Here is a 15214-nt window from a genome sequence, read left to right as displayed (position 1 = left end):
CTGGCGGGTTGAAGCCATTTCAGTCTACAAAGCCGAAAATTGCACTGCCGCAAATATTCAGCCTAGCGTGTCCGATATAGTAGGTTTCCCGCCCCGCAAGGCTTACAGCAACGGCGCGAGAGCCCGTTCGGCGTCTGTTTTCGACAACGACATGCGTTTTGCGTAGTCTTCCAGCTGGTCCTGGCCGATCTTGCCGACCGAGAAATAGGTGCTGTCCGGGTGGGCCAGATAGAAGCCGGAGACGCTAGCCGCCGGCAGCATGGCCAGCGATTCGGTCACGCTCATGCCGATTTCCGTGGCTTGCAGCACGTCGAACATGTCGCGTTTCACGAGGTGGTCCGGGCAGGCCGGGTAGCCCGGCGCCGGGCGGATGCCGTGGTACTTTTCGGCGATCAGGTCGTCGTTCGAAAGCGTTTCGGCGTTCGCGTAGCCCCAGAGATCACGGCGCACGCGGGCATGCATCGCTTCGGCAAAGGCTTCGGCGAAGCGGTCAGCGAGCGCCTTGAGCATGATCGCGCTGTAGTCGTCGAGATCCTTTTCGAACTGCTTTTCCTTCACGTCGACGCCCAGACCCGCCGTGACCGCGAACATGCCGATGTAGTCGGCCACCCCCGAATCCTTCGGCGCGATGAAGTCGGCGAGCGAGCGGTTGGGGCGCATCACGCCGTCCACCACCGGCCGCACGCTTTGCTGGCGCAGGTTGCGCCACGTGAGCGCCACTTCCGAACGCGATTCGTCCGTGTAGATCTCGATGTCGTCGTCGTTCACCGTGTTGGCCGGCAGCAGCGCGATCACGCCGTTAGCCTGCAGCCAGCGGCCCTGGATCAGGCGCGCGAGCATCGACTTGCCGTCCGAAAATACGCGGCGGGCCGATTCGCCGACGATCTCGTCGTTCAGGATCGCGGGGTACGGGCCGGCGAGGTCCCAGGTCTGGAAGAACGGACCCCAGTCGATGTAGTTCGCCAGCTCGCTCAGGTCGAAGTTCTTGAACACGCGGCGGCCGATGAACTTCGGCTTGACCGGCTGGTAGCCGGCCCAATCGACCTTGGTCTTGTTCGCGCGGGCTTCGGCGAGCGTGACCATCGGCAGGGCTTTCTTGTTGGCGTGCTGGTCGCGGATACGGTCGTAGTCGGCCTTGAGGTCGTCGACATACTTCGCCGCGCCCTCATCGGACAGCAGGCTCGAGGCCACGGAGACCGAGCGCGATGCGTCCGGCACATACACCACCGGGCCTTCGTAATGCGGTGCGATCTTCACGGCGGTGTGCACGCGCGAGGTGGTTGCGCCGCCGATCAGCAAAGGGATCTTCTTCACGCGGAAGTAGTCGTCGCGCTGCATTTCCGAGGCGACGTAGGCCATCTCTTCGAGGCTCGGCGTAATCAGACCGGATAAGCCGATGATGTCCGCGCCCTCGACCTTCGCTTTGGCGAGAATGTCGTTGCACGGCACCATCACGCCCATGTTGACCACTTCGAAGTTATTGCACTGAAGCACGACCGAGACAATGTTCTTGCCGATGTCGTGCACGTCGCCCTTCACCGTAGCGATGACGATCTTGCCCTTGGCGCGCACGTCGGCGCCGGCTTCGGCGAGCAGCTTCTTTTCTTCTTCGATGTACGGGATCAGATGCGCGACAGCCTGCTTCATCACGCGGGCCGACTTCACGACCTGTGGCAGGAACATCTTGCCCTGACCGAACAGGTCGCCGACGATGTTCATGCCGTCCATCAGCGGGCCTTCGATCACGTTGATCGGACGGCCGCCGGCAGCGGCGATTTTCGCGCGTACTTCCTCGGTGTCTTCGACGATGAAGTTGGTGATGCCGTGCACCAGCGCATGCGACAAACGCTTCTCGACGGGCTGGTTGCGCCATTCGAGGTTCTCTTCTTTCTTCGCGGCGCCGGTCTTGAACTTGTCGGCGATTTCCAGCAGACGATCGGTGCCGTCTTCACGGCGGTTCAGCACGACGTCTTCAACGCGCTCGCGCAACTCCGGATCGAGATCGGCATACACGCCGAGCTGACCCGCGTTGACGATGCCCATGTCCATCCCCGCCTGAATCGCGTGATAGAGGAACACGGTGTGGATCGCCTCGCGCACCGGATCGTTGCCGCGGAACGAGAACGACACGTTCGACACACCGCCGCTGATCTTCGCGTACGGCAGGTTTTCCTTGATCCAGCGTGTCGCGTTGATAAAGTCGACAGCGTAGTTGTTGTGTTCTTCGATGCCGGTCGCAATCGCGAAGATATTCGGATCGAAGATGATGTCTTCCGGCGGGAAGCCGACTTCGTTCACGAGGAAATCGTAGGAGCGCTTGCAGATCTGCGTCTTGCGTTCGAACGTATCGGCCTGGCCTTGTTCGTCGAAGGCCATCACGACCGCGGCCGCGCCGTAGCGGCGAATCAGGTTCGCGTGATGGCGGAACGCTTCTTCGCCTTCCTTCAGCGAGATCGAATTGACGATTGCCTTGCCTTGCACGCACTTCAGACCGGCTTCGATCACGTCCCACTTCGACGAGTCGATCATGATCGGCACGCGCGCGATGTCCGGCTCCGACGCGATCAGATTCATGAAGCGGACCATCGCCGCTTTCGAATCGAGCATCGCCTCGTCCATGTTGACGTCGATGATCTGCGCGCCGTTTTCGACCTGCTGCCGCGCGACCGCGATCGCGTCGTCGAACTGGTCGTTCAGGATCATTCGCGCGAACGCCTTCGAGCCGGTCACGTTGGTGCGTTCGCCGACGTTGATGAAGAGCGTCCCGGACGTGACGTTGAACGGCTCGAGGCCGGAAAGGCGCATGGTGTGATCGGTCATGGCGTAGGTGAGGTTCGGTTGCGTGCGTCGGGTTCGATAGCGGAAGAGCGGAGGGTCAGGGGCGAGCCGCCAGACTCAGGCTGCGTCGCGGTATTGAGTCGGCCATTGGCGCGGCTTTACTTCAGCCAGTGCCTTGGCAATCGCCGCAATATGCTCCGGCGTCGTCCCGCAGCAGCCGCCGGCGATATTCACGAGGCCTGCCTGCGCGAACTCCTTCAGCAATCCCGACGTATCCGCCGGCAATTCGTCGAAGCCCGTATCGCTCATCGGATTCGGCAAACCGGCGTTCGGATAGCACGACACATAGGTGTCGCACAGCTTCGCCAGTTCGGCGATGTACGGGCGCATCAGCGCCGCGCCCAACGCGCAGTTCAAACCGAACGTGAGCGGCTTCGCGTGACGCAGCGAGTTCCAGAAGGCCTCGACGGTCTGTCCCGACAGAATCCGGCCCGAGGCATCGGTGACGGTGCCCGATATCATGATCGGCAGGCGCTCGCCGGTGTCTTCGAACAACTCGTCCAGCGCGAACAGCGCGGCCTTTGCATTGAGCGTGTCGAAGATCGTTTCGACGAGGAACAGATCGCAGCCGCCGTCGAGCAATGCCTTCGCCTGCTCGTAGTACGCCGCGCGCAGTTCGTCGAACGTCACGTTGCGCGCGCCCGGATCGTTCACGTCAGGGGAAATGCTTGCCGTCTTCGGCGTCGGTCCGATCGCGCCGGCGACGAAGCGCGGCTTGTCGGGCGTCGAGTATTTGTCGCAGGCGGCGCGCGCCAGCTTCGCCGATTCGAGATTCATCTCGATGGCGAGGTTTTCCATCCCGTAGTCGGCCTGCGCAACCGTGGTGGCGCCGAACGTGTTGGTCTCGATGATGTCCGCGCCCGCCGCGAGATATTGCTCGTGGATCTCGCCGATGATCTGCGGCTGCGTGATCGACAGCAACTCGTTGTTGCCCTTGATGTCACGCCCGTAGTCCTTGAAGCGCTCGCCACGATAGCGGGCTTCGTCGAGCTTGTAGCGCTGGATCATCGTGCCCATTGCGCCGTCCAGAATCAGGATGCGCGACTTGAGCAGCGCGGGCAGCGCCGTGCCGCGCGTGTAGGCGGCGTCGGGGCGGACTGGCGTGGCGGATTGAGCAGGCTGGTTCATGGCGGACGTGGGCTTGCGCCGGCTTTTTCGGGAAACCTGTCATTGTAGCCGCTGCCGGCCGGTCCCGCCGGGCACGGGCCGAGCTGGCGGGTGCGCGTACTGCGGAGACTGCGGCTGCAGCGGAAACAAAACGGCGGAAACAAAACGGCCCAGTCAGGTGAAAGCCTGCTGGGCCGCGTTACTACTGCTGACCGACTTGTAAAGGCCGCCGGCTATGCCGGTCGGCGCGGTCGATGTATGTCGCCAAACCGTTACGTCAAACCCTTCGGTTAGTGAAGAATCACCGGTTGATGCATCAGGCTGTCGAATTGCCCGAGGAATTCGTCTACCTCATCTAGCGACGGTTCCTCTTCGATCAGCTTTTGCACATGCTCGCGAAAACGCGCTGCCATTGCACCGTCTATGTAGATTTCGCGCTGCATGTTCTTGTCGACGATCTCGTAGCCTCCTGATTTCATGGCCAGCGGACCTTCCTGCGGCGGAAACTCGACGACACAATAGTTGGGGCTGTTGTAGATCATTTGCATGGCGACACTCCTTATTTCCGTTGGCTCCTGGCCATTCCTGCGCCATAAGTGGAGCTTGTGGTGTGGAATTCAAGGGGTGGGTCCGGATTGACGCTCGTAAAAGCTCCGAACCTACCGGTTAGACCGGCCTTTCAAGAAACGTTTCAAGCAGTGCAGCAAAACGGTGAGATTGTTCGATGGGCGCGAGATGAGCGGCATCGAGCAGTTCGAACTGTGCGCCTTCGATGGCGTCTGCTATCGCCTGCGTTGCAGCAGGCGGCGTGCCCGTGTCGTGACGGCCCGCCACGGTCAATGTTGGGCACCGGATTGTTCCCAGCTTACTGCGTACGTCGAAATCGCGCAGCGCTGCGCACGCCATAGCGTAGCCTTCTGACAACGTATGGGTCAGCACGTCGCGGATCTGCTCGACTGCTTCGGGATGCGCTGCCCGAAAATCGGGTGTCAGCCAGCGGCTCAACGTCGCAGGCGCCAAGGATGCCATGCCCTCCGTGCGTGCCGCCGCCGCGCGCTGATCCCACACTGCGCGGCCTTCGGGCAGCGTGCCGCCCGCGGTGTCGGCAACGGTCAGCGTGTCGACGCGCGACGGGTGGTCCAGCGTGAATTGCTGCGCGATCATGCCGCCCATCGACATGCCGACAAGATGCGTGGTGGGCGCGCCGAGCGCATCGAGCAGTGCGGCCAGATCGTGTGACAGATCGGCAATACGGAAAGGCTCGCTCGAGACCGCGGTCTTGCCGTGGCCGCGCAGGTCATAGCGCAACACGGTGTAGTTGTCACGGAAATAGCCGGCGAGTTGGTCCCACACAGACAGATCGCCGCCGAGTTGGTGAATGAACGTCAGCCACGGGCCGCCGCCCTCATTGCTCAGCACATAGCGTGTCTCGATGCCGTTGATTTTCACTTGCATGCGGACTCCTTGGAAGGGAACGCAGTGGAAAGGGCCGTTTGCGCGTGCTTCTCCCACCTTCACTATACATACATGGCGGCCGCTCGAACGGTTACAGCTCAACGTGCGAGCGAGCCCCGTCGCAGAAGTTTCAGCGACTTGTTTGAGACCCTACTCGGGTTTAGGGCTTGTCGGGCAGGTTGCCTGGAACAGTCGAATCGATCGGTGAAGATGGGGTGGTTGCAGGCGCCATTTCGGGTGCGTTGGTGGCGGGCGACTGGTCTGCTGAATTGTCAGATGAAGTATTGCCGCTGCCGCCACCGGAGCCACCGGAGCCACCAGAGCCATCGGTGCCGCCGGTGCCGCCGGTGCTGTTGGCCGGACTGCCGGCGCCGTCTGCACTGAGCTTGCCGCGCCAAACCAGTTCGACTTGCGTGCCGTTTGGCTCGGTCTGCATGATTCGCGCGGGCAGCCAGCCGAGCGACGGCGCGAGCCATACGTCGATGCGGCGCAAATCACCCTCATGGCGAGGCAAGCGTTTGAAGTGGCGCGTTTCGAGGTAACCCTGCGCGGTACGGATCGTCTCGTCGCCGATCGTCTCGACTGGCCAGTTCTCGCCGCTGTCGTTATCGACCACGAAGAATTGCCGCGTCACGCCCGGCTTGTAGGCGGCGGGGTCGCCGCGCACGAGGCTGGCAAGCTGCATCACCATGCTGAAACGGTCTTGCGCGCCGTCGGGCAGCGGCAGCGTGGCCGGGGTCCGCGTGAAGGCGATCTGTTTACCGGTGCGATTGAAGATCGCCACGTCTTCCGGGCGGCGGCCGCGCTTTTCGATGTACTGATCCGGCGCGAGGCCGAATGCGTCGATGCGGCCATGGCTCGAATACACGAACGTGCCGACGAACGGCACCGGCACGGAGACGACCATCTCGTAGCTCTCGGCGTTGCTGGTCCAGTGGATGGTGCCGGGCTGATTGCGCACGCCGTTGTAGAACGTGTCGTATTGCAGCTCCCCGGATGGCGGAACGGAGAATTTCACGCCCGTGGCAGCTTTGGGTGCGCTGGCGGCGGCGGGGGCGCTGGCCGTGCCGGTGGCGCTGGCGCCGGTATTGGTATTGCTATTGGCCTCAGGGGAACTCGCTGCGGCCGATGCGCTCGCCGCGGCAGCCGATGCGGCCGTCACCGCGGGCGCATGCGTTGCCGGTTGCGTTGCCGTCAACACATGTTCGCGTGGCTTGCTCGCGGCTGCCTTGTGCGCCGGGACAGGCGCCGCTGCTTGCCGCGCGTCGGCGGCGGGTTTGCGCTCGATACGTTCGGGTGTCAGCAGTGCGACTTGCACGGGGACATGCTCGTTGTCCGATGGATTCAGCGTCGCGCGGTTACGCTCGACCCATTGAGCTGCAATCCAATGCAGGATGGCCACCACCAGCAGAACCGCAATCCATCGCCACACCTGTAAACCAGCGCGCGGCGTGCGGTCAGAGCGGCTTGTGGCAGAAGGTGAGGACATTTGCGAGTGAATTCGAACGGGAGGACGGTAAAGGGATGGGCGGAGGCACGTCCAGCGTCCGTGCGTGGCGGCAACGGTGAACGCCGTCAGGCCCGGGTCCTGAACGGGCGGCGCACGGTTTCGACTACCCACTGGCGAACGATGTTCCTGAACTCAGCTCATCAGCGTGGCGTCGCACTATACCCGAGCTCGTACGAGAGCTTTTGCGCACATTCGCGCAGCGCCGTATCGATCTCGCCGCCCCAGCGGATATCGAACGCGCCTTCATGACCGAGCGCGATCAGGCCGAGCGCGAGATCGCCGGTCGAGTCGAACACCGGCATGCAGAACGCGTGGATGGTCGGCAGCAACATGCCTTCCACACGCGCCGCTTCGTGCTGACGCACTTCCGCAAGCAGCCGTTCGACCTCTTCCGGCGTGCGCGGGCCGCCCGTGTGTGACGAGCGGCGCGAATCGGCCAGTTCGCGCTCCAGCATCGCGGCGGTCTTGCTCGACGGCAGGTAGGCGGCAAACAGCAGACCGGTGGCGGAACTGAGCAGCGGCATCACGTCGCCGAGCTTGAGCGACGCCTTGGCCGGATGACTCGATTCCATCCAGTGGACCATCGTCGGCCCCTGATTGCCCCACACCGCGATGCCCACGGTCAGATCGAGCTGGTCGCGCAATTCGGCGAGCGCAATGCGCGCGAGTTTCACGCCATCGACGCGGGCAAGCCGCGCGAGCCCCAATTGCAATGCGAAGCCGCCCAGTTCGTAACGGCCCGACAGCGGATCCTGTGCCACCACGCCGAGGCGCAGGAAACTCACCAGATAGCGGTGCGCTTTCGCCGGACTCATGCCCGCACGCTGCGCCAGATCGCGCAGCATCATCGCGCGCGGTTCGTGGGTCAGCACGTCAAGCAATCTGAACCCGACTTCGATGGACTGGATGCCGGAACGCAGCTTCTCCTCGCCGGTCTCGATGCTTTCGTCGTCGGATTCGTGCGCGTCGTGCGGTTCAGTGGTGTCGGTGTCGGTACGGATCGCGCCGGAGCGGGCAATTGGAGGCATGAGCGGGGCGTATGGAGCGCGTTGAAAAAACAGTGAGAAAAGAGGCGGGCAACGAGGTTCCCAGCCGAGCCCTGCAACAGCTTATGCGATCGGCCCGGCAACCTGATCTGACAATCAGACTCGGCAACCGGGGCCTGACAATCAGACCCGGCAAGTGGGCCTGACAATCAGACTCGGCAATCAGGCCTGACAATCAGACCCGGCAACCGGGCCTGACAGCCGGTCGTTAAGGCCGGCTCCGCCAGCCGTGCCGCCAGGTTGCGCAAACTGCCGCCGGCCACCGCCACTTGGGCCGCGTCGATTCACCATCGTAGAATAGATTCCTTCTATCGTCACTAACGGTTCACTCCTCTATGAAACTTGCCACGCTGAAGGACGGCACGCGCGACGGTCAGCTGATCGTCGTGTCCCGCGACCTGCACACCGCGGCCGTCGCCGACGCGATCGCGCCCACCATGCAGCGGGTGCTTGACGACTGGGCCTTCTACGCGCCGCAACTGCAGGACCTGTACGACGCGCTCAACCAGGGCCGCGCGCGCAACACCTTCGCGTTCGACGCCAAAGAATGCATGGCGCCGCTGCCGCGCGCGTTCCAGTGGGCCGACGGTTCGTCGTACGTGAACCATGTGGAGCTGGTGCGCCGCGCGCGTGGCGCGGAAATGCCGCCGGAATTCTGGACCGATCCGCTCATGTACCAGGGCGGCAGCGACGACTTCATCGGCCCGAAAGACGATGTGTTGTGCGCATCTGAAGAATTCGGCATCGACTTCGAAGCGGAAGTCGCCGTGATCACCACGGACGTGCCAATGGGCGCCACCCCCGATCAGGCGCTCAGAAGTGTGCGGCTGGTGACGCTCGTCAACGACGTCTCGCTGCGCAATCTGATCCCCGGCGAACTCGCAAAGGGCTTCGGCTTTTTCCAGAGCAAGCCGGCCACGTCGTTTGCGCCAGTGGCGGTGACGCTCGACGAACTCGGCGAGAGCTGGCGCGAAGGCCGCGTGCACCGGCCGATGATCGTCCACTGGAACAACAAGAAGGTCGGCCAGCCCGACGCCGGCACCGACATGGTGTTCCACTTCGGCCAACTGATCTCGCACGCGGCGAAAACGCGCAACCTGCGCGCCGGCGCGATTGTCGGTTCGGGCACGGTGTCGAACAAGGACGCGAAGCGCGGCTATTGCTGTATCGCTGAGAAGCGCTGCCTCGAGACCATCGAGCACGGCGCGCCGCAAACCGAGTTCATGAAGTTCGGCGATACAGTGAAGATCGAGATGTTCGACGAAGCAGGCAAGTCGATTTTCGGTTCGATCGATCAGGGCATCGCGCCGCTGGATTGAGGCGCCGGTTCGGTGCGGGACGCGTCGTCAGGAGCGCGCCCGCAGGCGCTTTAGCGCTTACGAAAGGGTTTCGCCCGATGCCGGCGCCATAACGCGCCGCTACACTGGCTGGCGCGGCGGCGGCCTCGGGGTAGGGGCTGTCCGTCGATGGCGAAACCAACGTGAAACCAACGCGAAGCACCATGTGAGCAGGGCACAAGCAGCATATCGACGGTACATCAAAACGAAAAACAGACGTGAGGAGACGGCATGCCGCGATTTGAATCCTTTGCACGAGGAACCCCGCGCGCTCGCGCATCGAGCGAGCGCGTAACACCATCGCGGCGCGGGCTCGCCCGTCTTGCCGCGGCGCTATGTGCCGCGCTACCCGCCATCGCCCTCGCGCAGGTGAAGATCGGCCTCGTGCTGTCGCTGACCGGGCCGGCAGCGTCGCTTGGCATCCCCGCGCGCGACACCGTCGCGCTGCTGCCCAAACAGATCGGCGGCCAGAGCGTCGAATATATCGTGCTCGACGACGCATCCGACACCACGCAGGCCGTGCAGGACACCAAGAAGCTGATCTCCGAGAATCACGTCGACGCGATTATCGGATCGTCGATCACGCCGAATTCGCTCTCGATGATCGACGTGGCTGCCGAAGGCGAAACGCCGATGATCTCGCTCGCGTCGTCGGCGAAAATCATCGAACCCGTGGATGCAAAACGCCACTGGGTATTCAAGACCCCGCAGACCGACGCGATGATGGCCTCGGCGATCGCCGCGCATGCCAGCGCGCACGGCGTCAAAACGATCGCGTTCATCGGCCAGGCCGACGCGCTCGGCGAAACCTTCTACACTGAAGTCGCCAAATTCGCGCAGTTGCATCACATCGACATGGTGGCGAGCGAGCGCTTCAACCGTACCGATCCGAGTGTGACCGGCCAGGTCCTGAAGATTCTCGCGACCCATCCGGATGCGGTGGTGGTCGGCGCGGCCGGCACGCCCGCCGCGCTGCCGCCGAAGACGCTCAGGGAACGCGGCTACAAAGGGCTGATCTATCACAATCATGGGGTCGGCAATAACGACTTCCTGCGCGTGTGCGGCGCCGATTGCAACGGCACGTTCCTGCCCGCGAGCCCGGTGCTGGTCGCCGCGCAATTGCCGGCGGACCATCCGGCCAAACGTCTCGCGCTCGACTACATCGCGCGCTTCGAGGCATTGCGCGGACCGGGCAGCGTGTCGGCGTTCGGTTCGTACACGTGGGACGCCGGCATGCTGCTCGGCAATGCGGTACCGGTCGCGCTTAAGGCGGCCGCGCCCGGCACGCCGGAATTTCGCCGTGCGCTGCGCGACGCGCTGGAAGCGACACGTGGTCTTGCGGATACCAATGGCGTGGTCAACATGAGCGCCACGGATCACCTCGGACTCGACCAACGGGCGCGCGTGATGGTCGAAATCAAGAATGCAAAATGGGTTTATCAGCCGTAGCGAGTTTGCAGGGGGGGTGTGCTGACAGAGCGCGGAATGTGCCGAATGTGCCGAATGTGCCGAATGTGCCGAATGTGCCCTCAAGGGCGACGAGTTCAACAGATATACCGATAGACGGATTGCTCACCATGTCTCACGCACCACACAGTAACGACGCGTTCTACGCGCACTACCAGTCGCTGCAATTGCACCGCCACCCGCACGGTGTGCTCGAAGTCGTGATGAGCGGCGAGGGCGCGAACAAAAGCGGGCTCGCCACCGCTAACGCGCGGATGCACTTCGAGCTCGCCGAAATCTGGCGCGATATCGATCGCGATCCCGACACGCGTGTCGCGATCATTCGCGGCGAGGGCCGGGGCTTTTCGGCCGGTGGCGACCTGCAACTGGTCGAAGACATGGCGACCGACTTCGACGTCCGCGCACGCGTGTGGCGCGAGGCGCGCGATCTGGTCTACAACGTGATCAATTGCAGCAAGCCGATCGTTTCGGCGATGCACGGTCCGGCGGTCGGCGCGGGGCTCGTGGCCGGACTGCTCGCGGATATCTCGATTGCGGCGAAGTCGGCGCGCATTATCGACGGCCATACGCGCCTGGGCGTGGCCGCCGGCGATCACGCGGCCATTGTCTGGCCGCTCCTGTGCGGCATGGCGAAGGCCAAGTATTACCTGCTGCTGTGCGAACCGGTGAGCGGCGAAGAGGCGGAGCGGATCGGCCTCGTGTCGCTCGCCGTCGACGAAAACGATCTGCGGCCCAAAGCATTCGAAGTCGCGCAAAAACTGGCCAACGGCTCGCAAACGGCGATTCGTTGGACCAAGTACGCGCTGAACAACTGGCTGCGCTCGGCGGGGCCGGCGTTCGACACGTCGCTGGCACTGGAATTCATGGGCTTCGCCGGGCCGGATGTCCGCGAAGGCGTGAACTCGCTGCGCGAGCGGCGCGCGCCGGTTTTTGGCGGCGCGGACCCGTGGAGCGGGCCGCCGCGTCAGACCCCGGGCGGCGGCGCCTCGGGCGGTGAGCGCTCCTGAAACTGGAGACTGATGTGTATTGCACAAAACCCAGCCGGGCGGCACTTGAGGTGCCGCGCGAGCGGGGCAAACAGCAGCCCAAACTAAGCGCGGTTCGCAGCGCCACGCGCGGTATGATCGAATCAGACGCGCGCGGGATGGCGCTATTTTCTTCCCTTTATGCAGCGAGGCGACAAGCATGAACGATACACCTGGCACCACGCCGCCCTTCCCCGGCTTTCCCGGTTTTCCGCCCGCTGAAATGCTCGAACAGATGTGGGGCATGATGCGTCTCTCGCCGTTCGGCTCGGCGTTTTCGGGCGCGCAGCCTGGCAGCAGCCTCGGGCCGTCGCTGTCGATGATGACCGACATGATGGCGCCGCTGACTAACGTCGAAGAACTCGACAAGCGCATTACGGATATGCGCGCAGTCGAGCAGTGGCTGAAGCTCAATCTGAACATGTTGCAGTCCGCTATTCAGGCGCTCGAAGTGCAGCGCGCCACGCTCGCGACGTTGCGTGCGTTCGGCGCGTTCGCGCAGTCGTCGATGGCGCAGCCGGCTTCCGCGGAGGCTGCGCCGAGCCCCGCGCCGAGCGGCTGGCCGCATCCGGAGACTGCTTCGGCTTCGAGCAGTGCGAGCGCGTCGGCCGCCGCCGAATCGGCAACCGACGAAGGCGAGGCCGCCGCAACGCCGTCGTTCGACGCCTCCGCCTGGTGGAATCTGCTGCAATCGCAGTTCAATCAGATCGCCCGGTTTGCGATGACGCAGCCAACTGCCACCGCCGCCGCATCAGGCGGTTCGGCGCCGGGCGCGCCCGAAGCGGCGAGCGCTTCGGCGTCGGCGAGGGACGCGGCTGACGCGCCGGATGAGGCCGCTGCAGACGCCACCGGGCCCGCAACCAAACGCCCGGCAGCAAAGCGGGCAGCGACGTCGGCTTCAACGTCCGCGAAGCGCGCAGGCAGTTCGGGCGCCGCTCCGCGAGCGACGAAAAAGGCCATTTGACGGCAGGAATGAACCCGGGCAGCGCGACCCATACGAGGGCGCGATGCCCGACGCACCGGCGGTGCAAACAAAGCGAATTCGCCGCCTGTCATGGTTTTGACCTCGATCGTCGGCCACACTCCACGAATCGGGCCGTTTATTGAGAGAGGTCAATCAGACGCCGGAATGGCGTCTGATAGTGCACGGGATCCGTAAAGTCAGCGTGCTATCATTGTGTAAGCTTCACTTGGCTTTTGGGCGTGCGCTGAAAACAACCAATCCAGCCGCCCTTGCTGTATTCGCCGCCGGTATCCCGGCGCAGGGCTGGGCGGTGCGGATTCATCGCAAACTGGCTCGACCTCAGGCATAGGGTATCCCTCACCCACGGTTGGCCGCGTAGCGCGTAACTTCTGGTTAGCGGCGCCGCGCAAACGGCTGGACTTCTTTGCTGCCCGATGCATCTAGGCGGCCGATTACCGCGTAAAATTGAAGGCTTGGCCGATAAACGATGCCCAAAACGGTGCGTTTCGTTCGTCATCAGCAAAAGTACTACACGTAATAGTGACAGACACAGACAGTATGCGCAGAACAGGGGTGGGACTATGAACACCATGCTTTATCCGGAACTTTATAAATCGCTCGAATCCGTTCGATGGGACATGGAGAAAGACATTCCCTGGGACAAGTTCGATGCATCGCTATTGACCGACGAGCAGGCCGCGACGATCAAGATGAACGCGATCACCGAATGGTCGGCGTTGCCCGCCACGGAAATGTTCCTGCGTGACAACCATCACGACAGCGATTTCTCCGCATTCATGAGCGTGTGGTTCTTCGAAGAACAGAAGCATTCGCTGGTGCTGATGGAATATCTGCGCCGTTTCAAGCCGGAAATGTGCCCGACCGAAGAAGAACTGCACGCGGTGCGCTTCGAATTCGACCCGGCGCCGCCGCTCGAAACGCTGATGCTGCACTTCTGCGGCGAAATCCGCCTGAATCACTGGTATCGCCGCGCGGCCGAATGGCACACCGAACCGGTCATCAAGGCCATCTACGAAACCATCTCGCGTGACGAAGCGCGTCATGGCGGCGCGTATCTGCGCTATATGAAGAAAGCGATGGTGCAAACCGGCGACATCGCGCGTGCAGCGTTCGCCAAGATCGGCGTCCTGATGGCATCGGCGCGCCGCACGGAAAAGCCGCTGCACCCGACCAATTTGCACGTGAATCAGGCGCTATTCCCGCGCGACACGATTCAATCGCGTCTGCCGGATCCGGAATGGCTCGAGCGTTGGCTCGACGATCAGATCCGTTTCGACGACGGCTGGGAAAAGAAAGTGGTCGAGCGGATTCTGCATAACCTGTCGATTCTGTTCGAGCGCACGTTCAATACGGCGCAGGAATTGAACCGTTATCGCAAGGAAGTCGTTGCGCGCTTGCAGGCCGATCAGAAATCGGCTGAACAGCCGGCTTGATCGGTTCCGGTTCGTGGGCTTCACGCTGCGGGTTTGAGTCCGCGAATTTGAGTCCGATTCAGCGCGTGCGCCACGAACCGGTTTTACAGTTTCAAGAACGGCCCGGCAGGCATGAGCTTGCTGGGCCGTTTTGCTTCACGCCGTTCGCCGTGTATCGTGGCGGCACTTCTTTTTCTTCGCGACTCCATCATGGCCGCCACTTTTGAACGCAAGATTTTTACGCGCGATGCGTTGGTGAAACTTCGCGCCTCTATGCCTGCGCCGGTTGTATTTACCAATGGAGTGTTCGACATTCTGCATCGCGGACATGTGACTTATCTTGCCGACGCCAGAGCGCTCGGCGCTTGCCTGATTGTGGGCGTCAATAGCGATGCATCGGTGCGCATGCTAGGCAAAGGGGATGACCGGCCGATCAATAACGAGGCCGATCGGATGGCTTTGCTGGCAGCGCTGGAGAGCGTCGATTACGTGGTCTGCTTTGGCGAGAAGACGCCCGTGGAGTTGATTTCGGCGCTGCGGCCGGATGTGCTGGTCAAAGGCGGCGACTACGACATGGATGCTTTGCCCGAATCGGCCATTGTGCGGGAATGGGGCGGCAAGGCTTTGGCGATTCCCTTCGAGCATGAACGTTCGACCACTGCGTTATTGAAGAAGGTTCGCGCGCAAGGGTGATGTGTTTGTCCGGGCGGCGCTTTCTTCTCTTCCAACGCTAAGCGCACTACTGGCAGATGGGTGGGCACGGCGCTACTCCAGCACCAGCCGCCGCTTCTTCACTGCGGCAGCGCTGATGCCGCTATCGGCACCGTCGGCGCCGGGCCGCCTACGATCGCCTGATCGGCGGCTTCGGCTGCCGTGACGGGTTGCACCTTCAACCATTCCGCATGGAACTGGCGGTTCAGGTGGTTCGGCTCGCGGCCGCCGGCCGTGGGCGCCGGGCCGAACACGCCGCGCACCACGACGAATGCCAGCATGTTGGCAAGAAACAATATGGCGATCAGCCAGCGCAGCATC

Annotated in this window: 13 protein-coding genes; 6 read left to right on the top strand and 7 right to left on the bottom strand. The window is 62.9% G+C overall.

Annotated features, from left to right (window positions below; all coding sequences use genetic code 11):
- Window positions 1-102: 102 nt before the first annotated feature.
- From metH to P3T22_RS15925, 6 genes are all read right to left on the bottom strand, one after another.
- Complete coding sequence (gene metH / locus P3T22_RS15950) at window positions 103-2820, bottom strand: methionine synthase (protein ID WP_082854906.1); 2718 nt, start codon at window positions 2818-2820, stop codon at window positions 103-105.
- Between the two features lie 75 nt (window positions 2821-2895).
- Window positions 2896-3966 carry a homocysteine S-methyltransferase family protein gene (locus tag P3T22_RS15945; protein ID WP_063494594.1) on the bottom strand — a complete coding sequence of 357 codons (1071 nt, stop codon included), beginning with the start codon at window positions 3964-3966 and terminating at the stop codon, window positions 2896-2898.
- A 269-nt stretch (window positions 3967-4235) separates the two neighbouring features.
- Window positions 4236-4493 (bottom strand): BTH_I0359 family protein, encoded by a 258-nt coding sequence (locus P3T22_RS15940; protein ID WP_007179533.1) that lies wholly within the window; start codon window positions 4491-4493, stop codon window positions 4236-4238.
- 118 nt (window positions 4494-4611) lie between these two features.
- Entirely contained in the window at window positions 4612-5400 is a 789-nt protein-coding gene (locus tag P3T22_RS15935) for an alpha/beta fold hydrolase (RefSeq protein WP_063494595.1), read from the bottom strand.
- A gap of 160 nt (window positions 5401-5560) precedes the next feature.
- Window positions 5561-6889 carry a DUF3108 domain-containing protein gene (locus tag P3T22_RS15930; protein WP_429325431.1) on the bottom strand — a complete coding sequence of 443 codons (1329 nt, stop codon included), beginning with the start codon at window positions 6887-6889 and terminating at the stop codon, window positions 5561-5563.
- 161 nt (window positions 6890-7050) lie between these two features.
- Entirely contained in the window at window positions 7051-7938 is an 888-nt protein-coding gene (locus tag P3T22_RS15925) for an IclR family transcriptional regulator (RefSeq protein WP_063494597.1), read from the bottom strand.
- A gap of 353 nt (window positions 7939-8291) precedes the next feature.
- Here P3T22_RS15925 and P3T22_RS15920 point away from each other — a divergent pair, with 353 nt between their 5' ends.
- The 6 genes from P3T22_RS15920 (at window position 8292) to rfaE2 (ending at window position 14875) form a co-directional block, all read left to right on the top strand.
- Window positions 8292-9275, top strand: coding sequence for a fumarylacetoacetate hydrolase family protein (locus P3T22_RS15920; protein ID WP_429325430.1), 984 nt, complete (start codon window positions 8292-8294; stop codon window positions 9273-9275).
- A 249-nt stretch (window positions 9276-9524) separates the two neighbouring features.
- Window positions 9525-10742 carry an ABC transporter substrate-binding protein gene (locus P3T22_RS15915; RefSeq protein ID WP_429325429.1) on the top strand — a complete coding sequence of 406 codons (1218 nt, stop codon included), beginning with the start codon at window positions 9525-9527 and terminating at the stop codon, window positions 10740-10742.
- Window positions 10743-10870: 128 nt separating this feature from the next.
- Complete coding sequence (locus P3T22_RS15910; protein WP_429325428.1) at window positions 10871-11767, top strand: enoyl-CoA hydratase/isomerase family protein; 897 nt, start codon at window positions 10871-10873, stop codon at window positions 11765-11767.
- Window positions 11768-11945: 178 nt separating this feature from the next.
- Entirely contained in the window at window positions 11946-12749 is an 804-nt protein-coding gene (locus P3T22_RS15905; RefSeq protein ID WP_063494601.1) for a PhaM family polyhydroxyalkanoate granule multifunctional regulatory protein, read from the top strand.
- 581 nt (window positions 12750-13330) lie between these two features.
- Complete coding sequence (locus tag P3T22_RS15900) at window positions 13331-14203, top strand: hypothetical protein (protein WP_063494602.1); 873 nt, start codon at window positions 13331-13333, stop codon at window positions 14201-14203.
- Between the two features lie 189 nt (window positions 14204-14392).
- Window positions 14393-14875, top strand: a complete 483-nt coding sequence (gene rfaE2 / locus P3T22_RS15895) for a D-glycero-beta-D-manno-heptose 1-phosphate adenylyltransferase (RefSeq protein ID WP_063497787.1) — start codon at window positions 14393-14395, stop codon at window positions 14873-14875.
- Between the two features lie 98 nt (window positions 14876-14973).
- On the opposite strand, the gene P3T22_RS15890 is transcribed toward rfaE2, so the two are convergent.
- The gene (locus P3T22_RS15890; protein ID WP_063494603.1) at window positions 14974-15213 is read right to left on the bottom strand and encodes a hypothetical protein; all 240 of its coding nucleotides are present in this window, start codon (window positions 15211-15213) and stop codon (window positions 14974-14976) included.
- Window position 15214: the final 1 nt, after the last annotated feature.

Source organism: Paraburkholderia sp. GAS348 (genome assembly GCF_050434205.1).
Lineage (GTDB): Bacteria > Pseudomonadota > Gammaproteobacteria > Burkholderiales > Burkholderiaceae > Paraburkholderia.
Note: the sequence above shows the minus strand (reverse complement) of the source record. Positions and strands in the feature narration are given on the sequence as shown.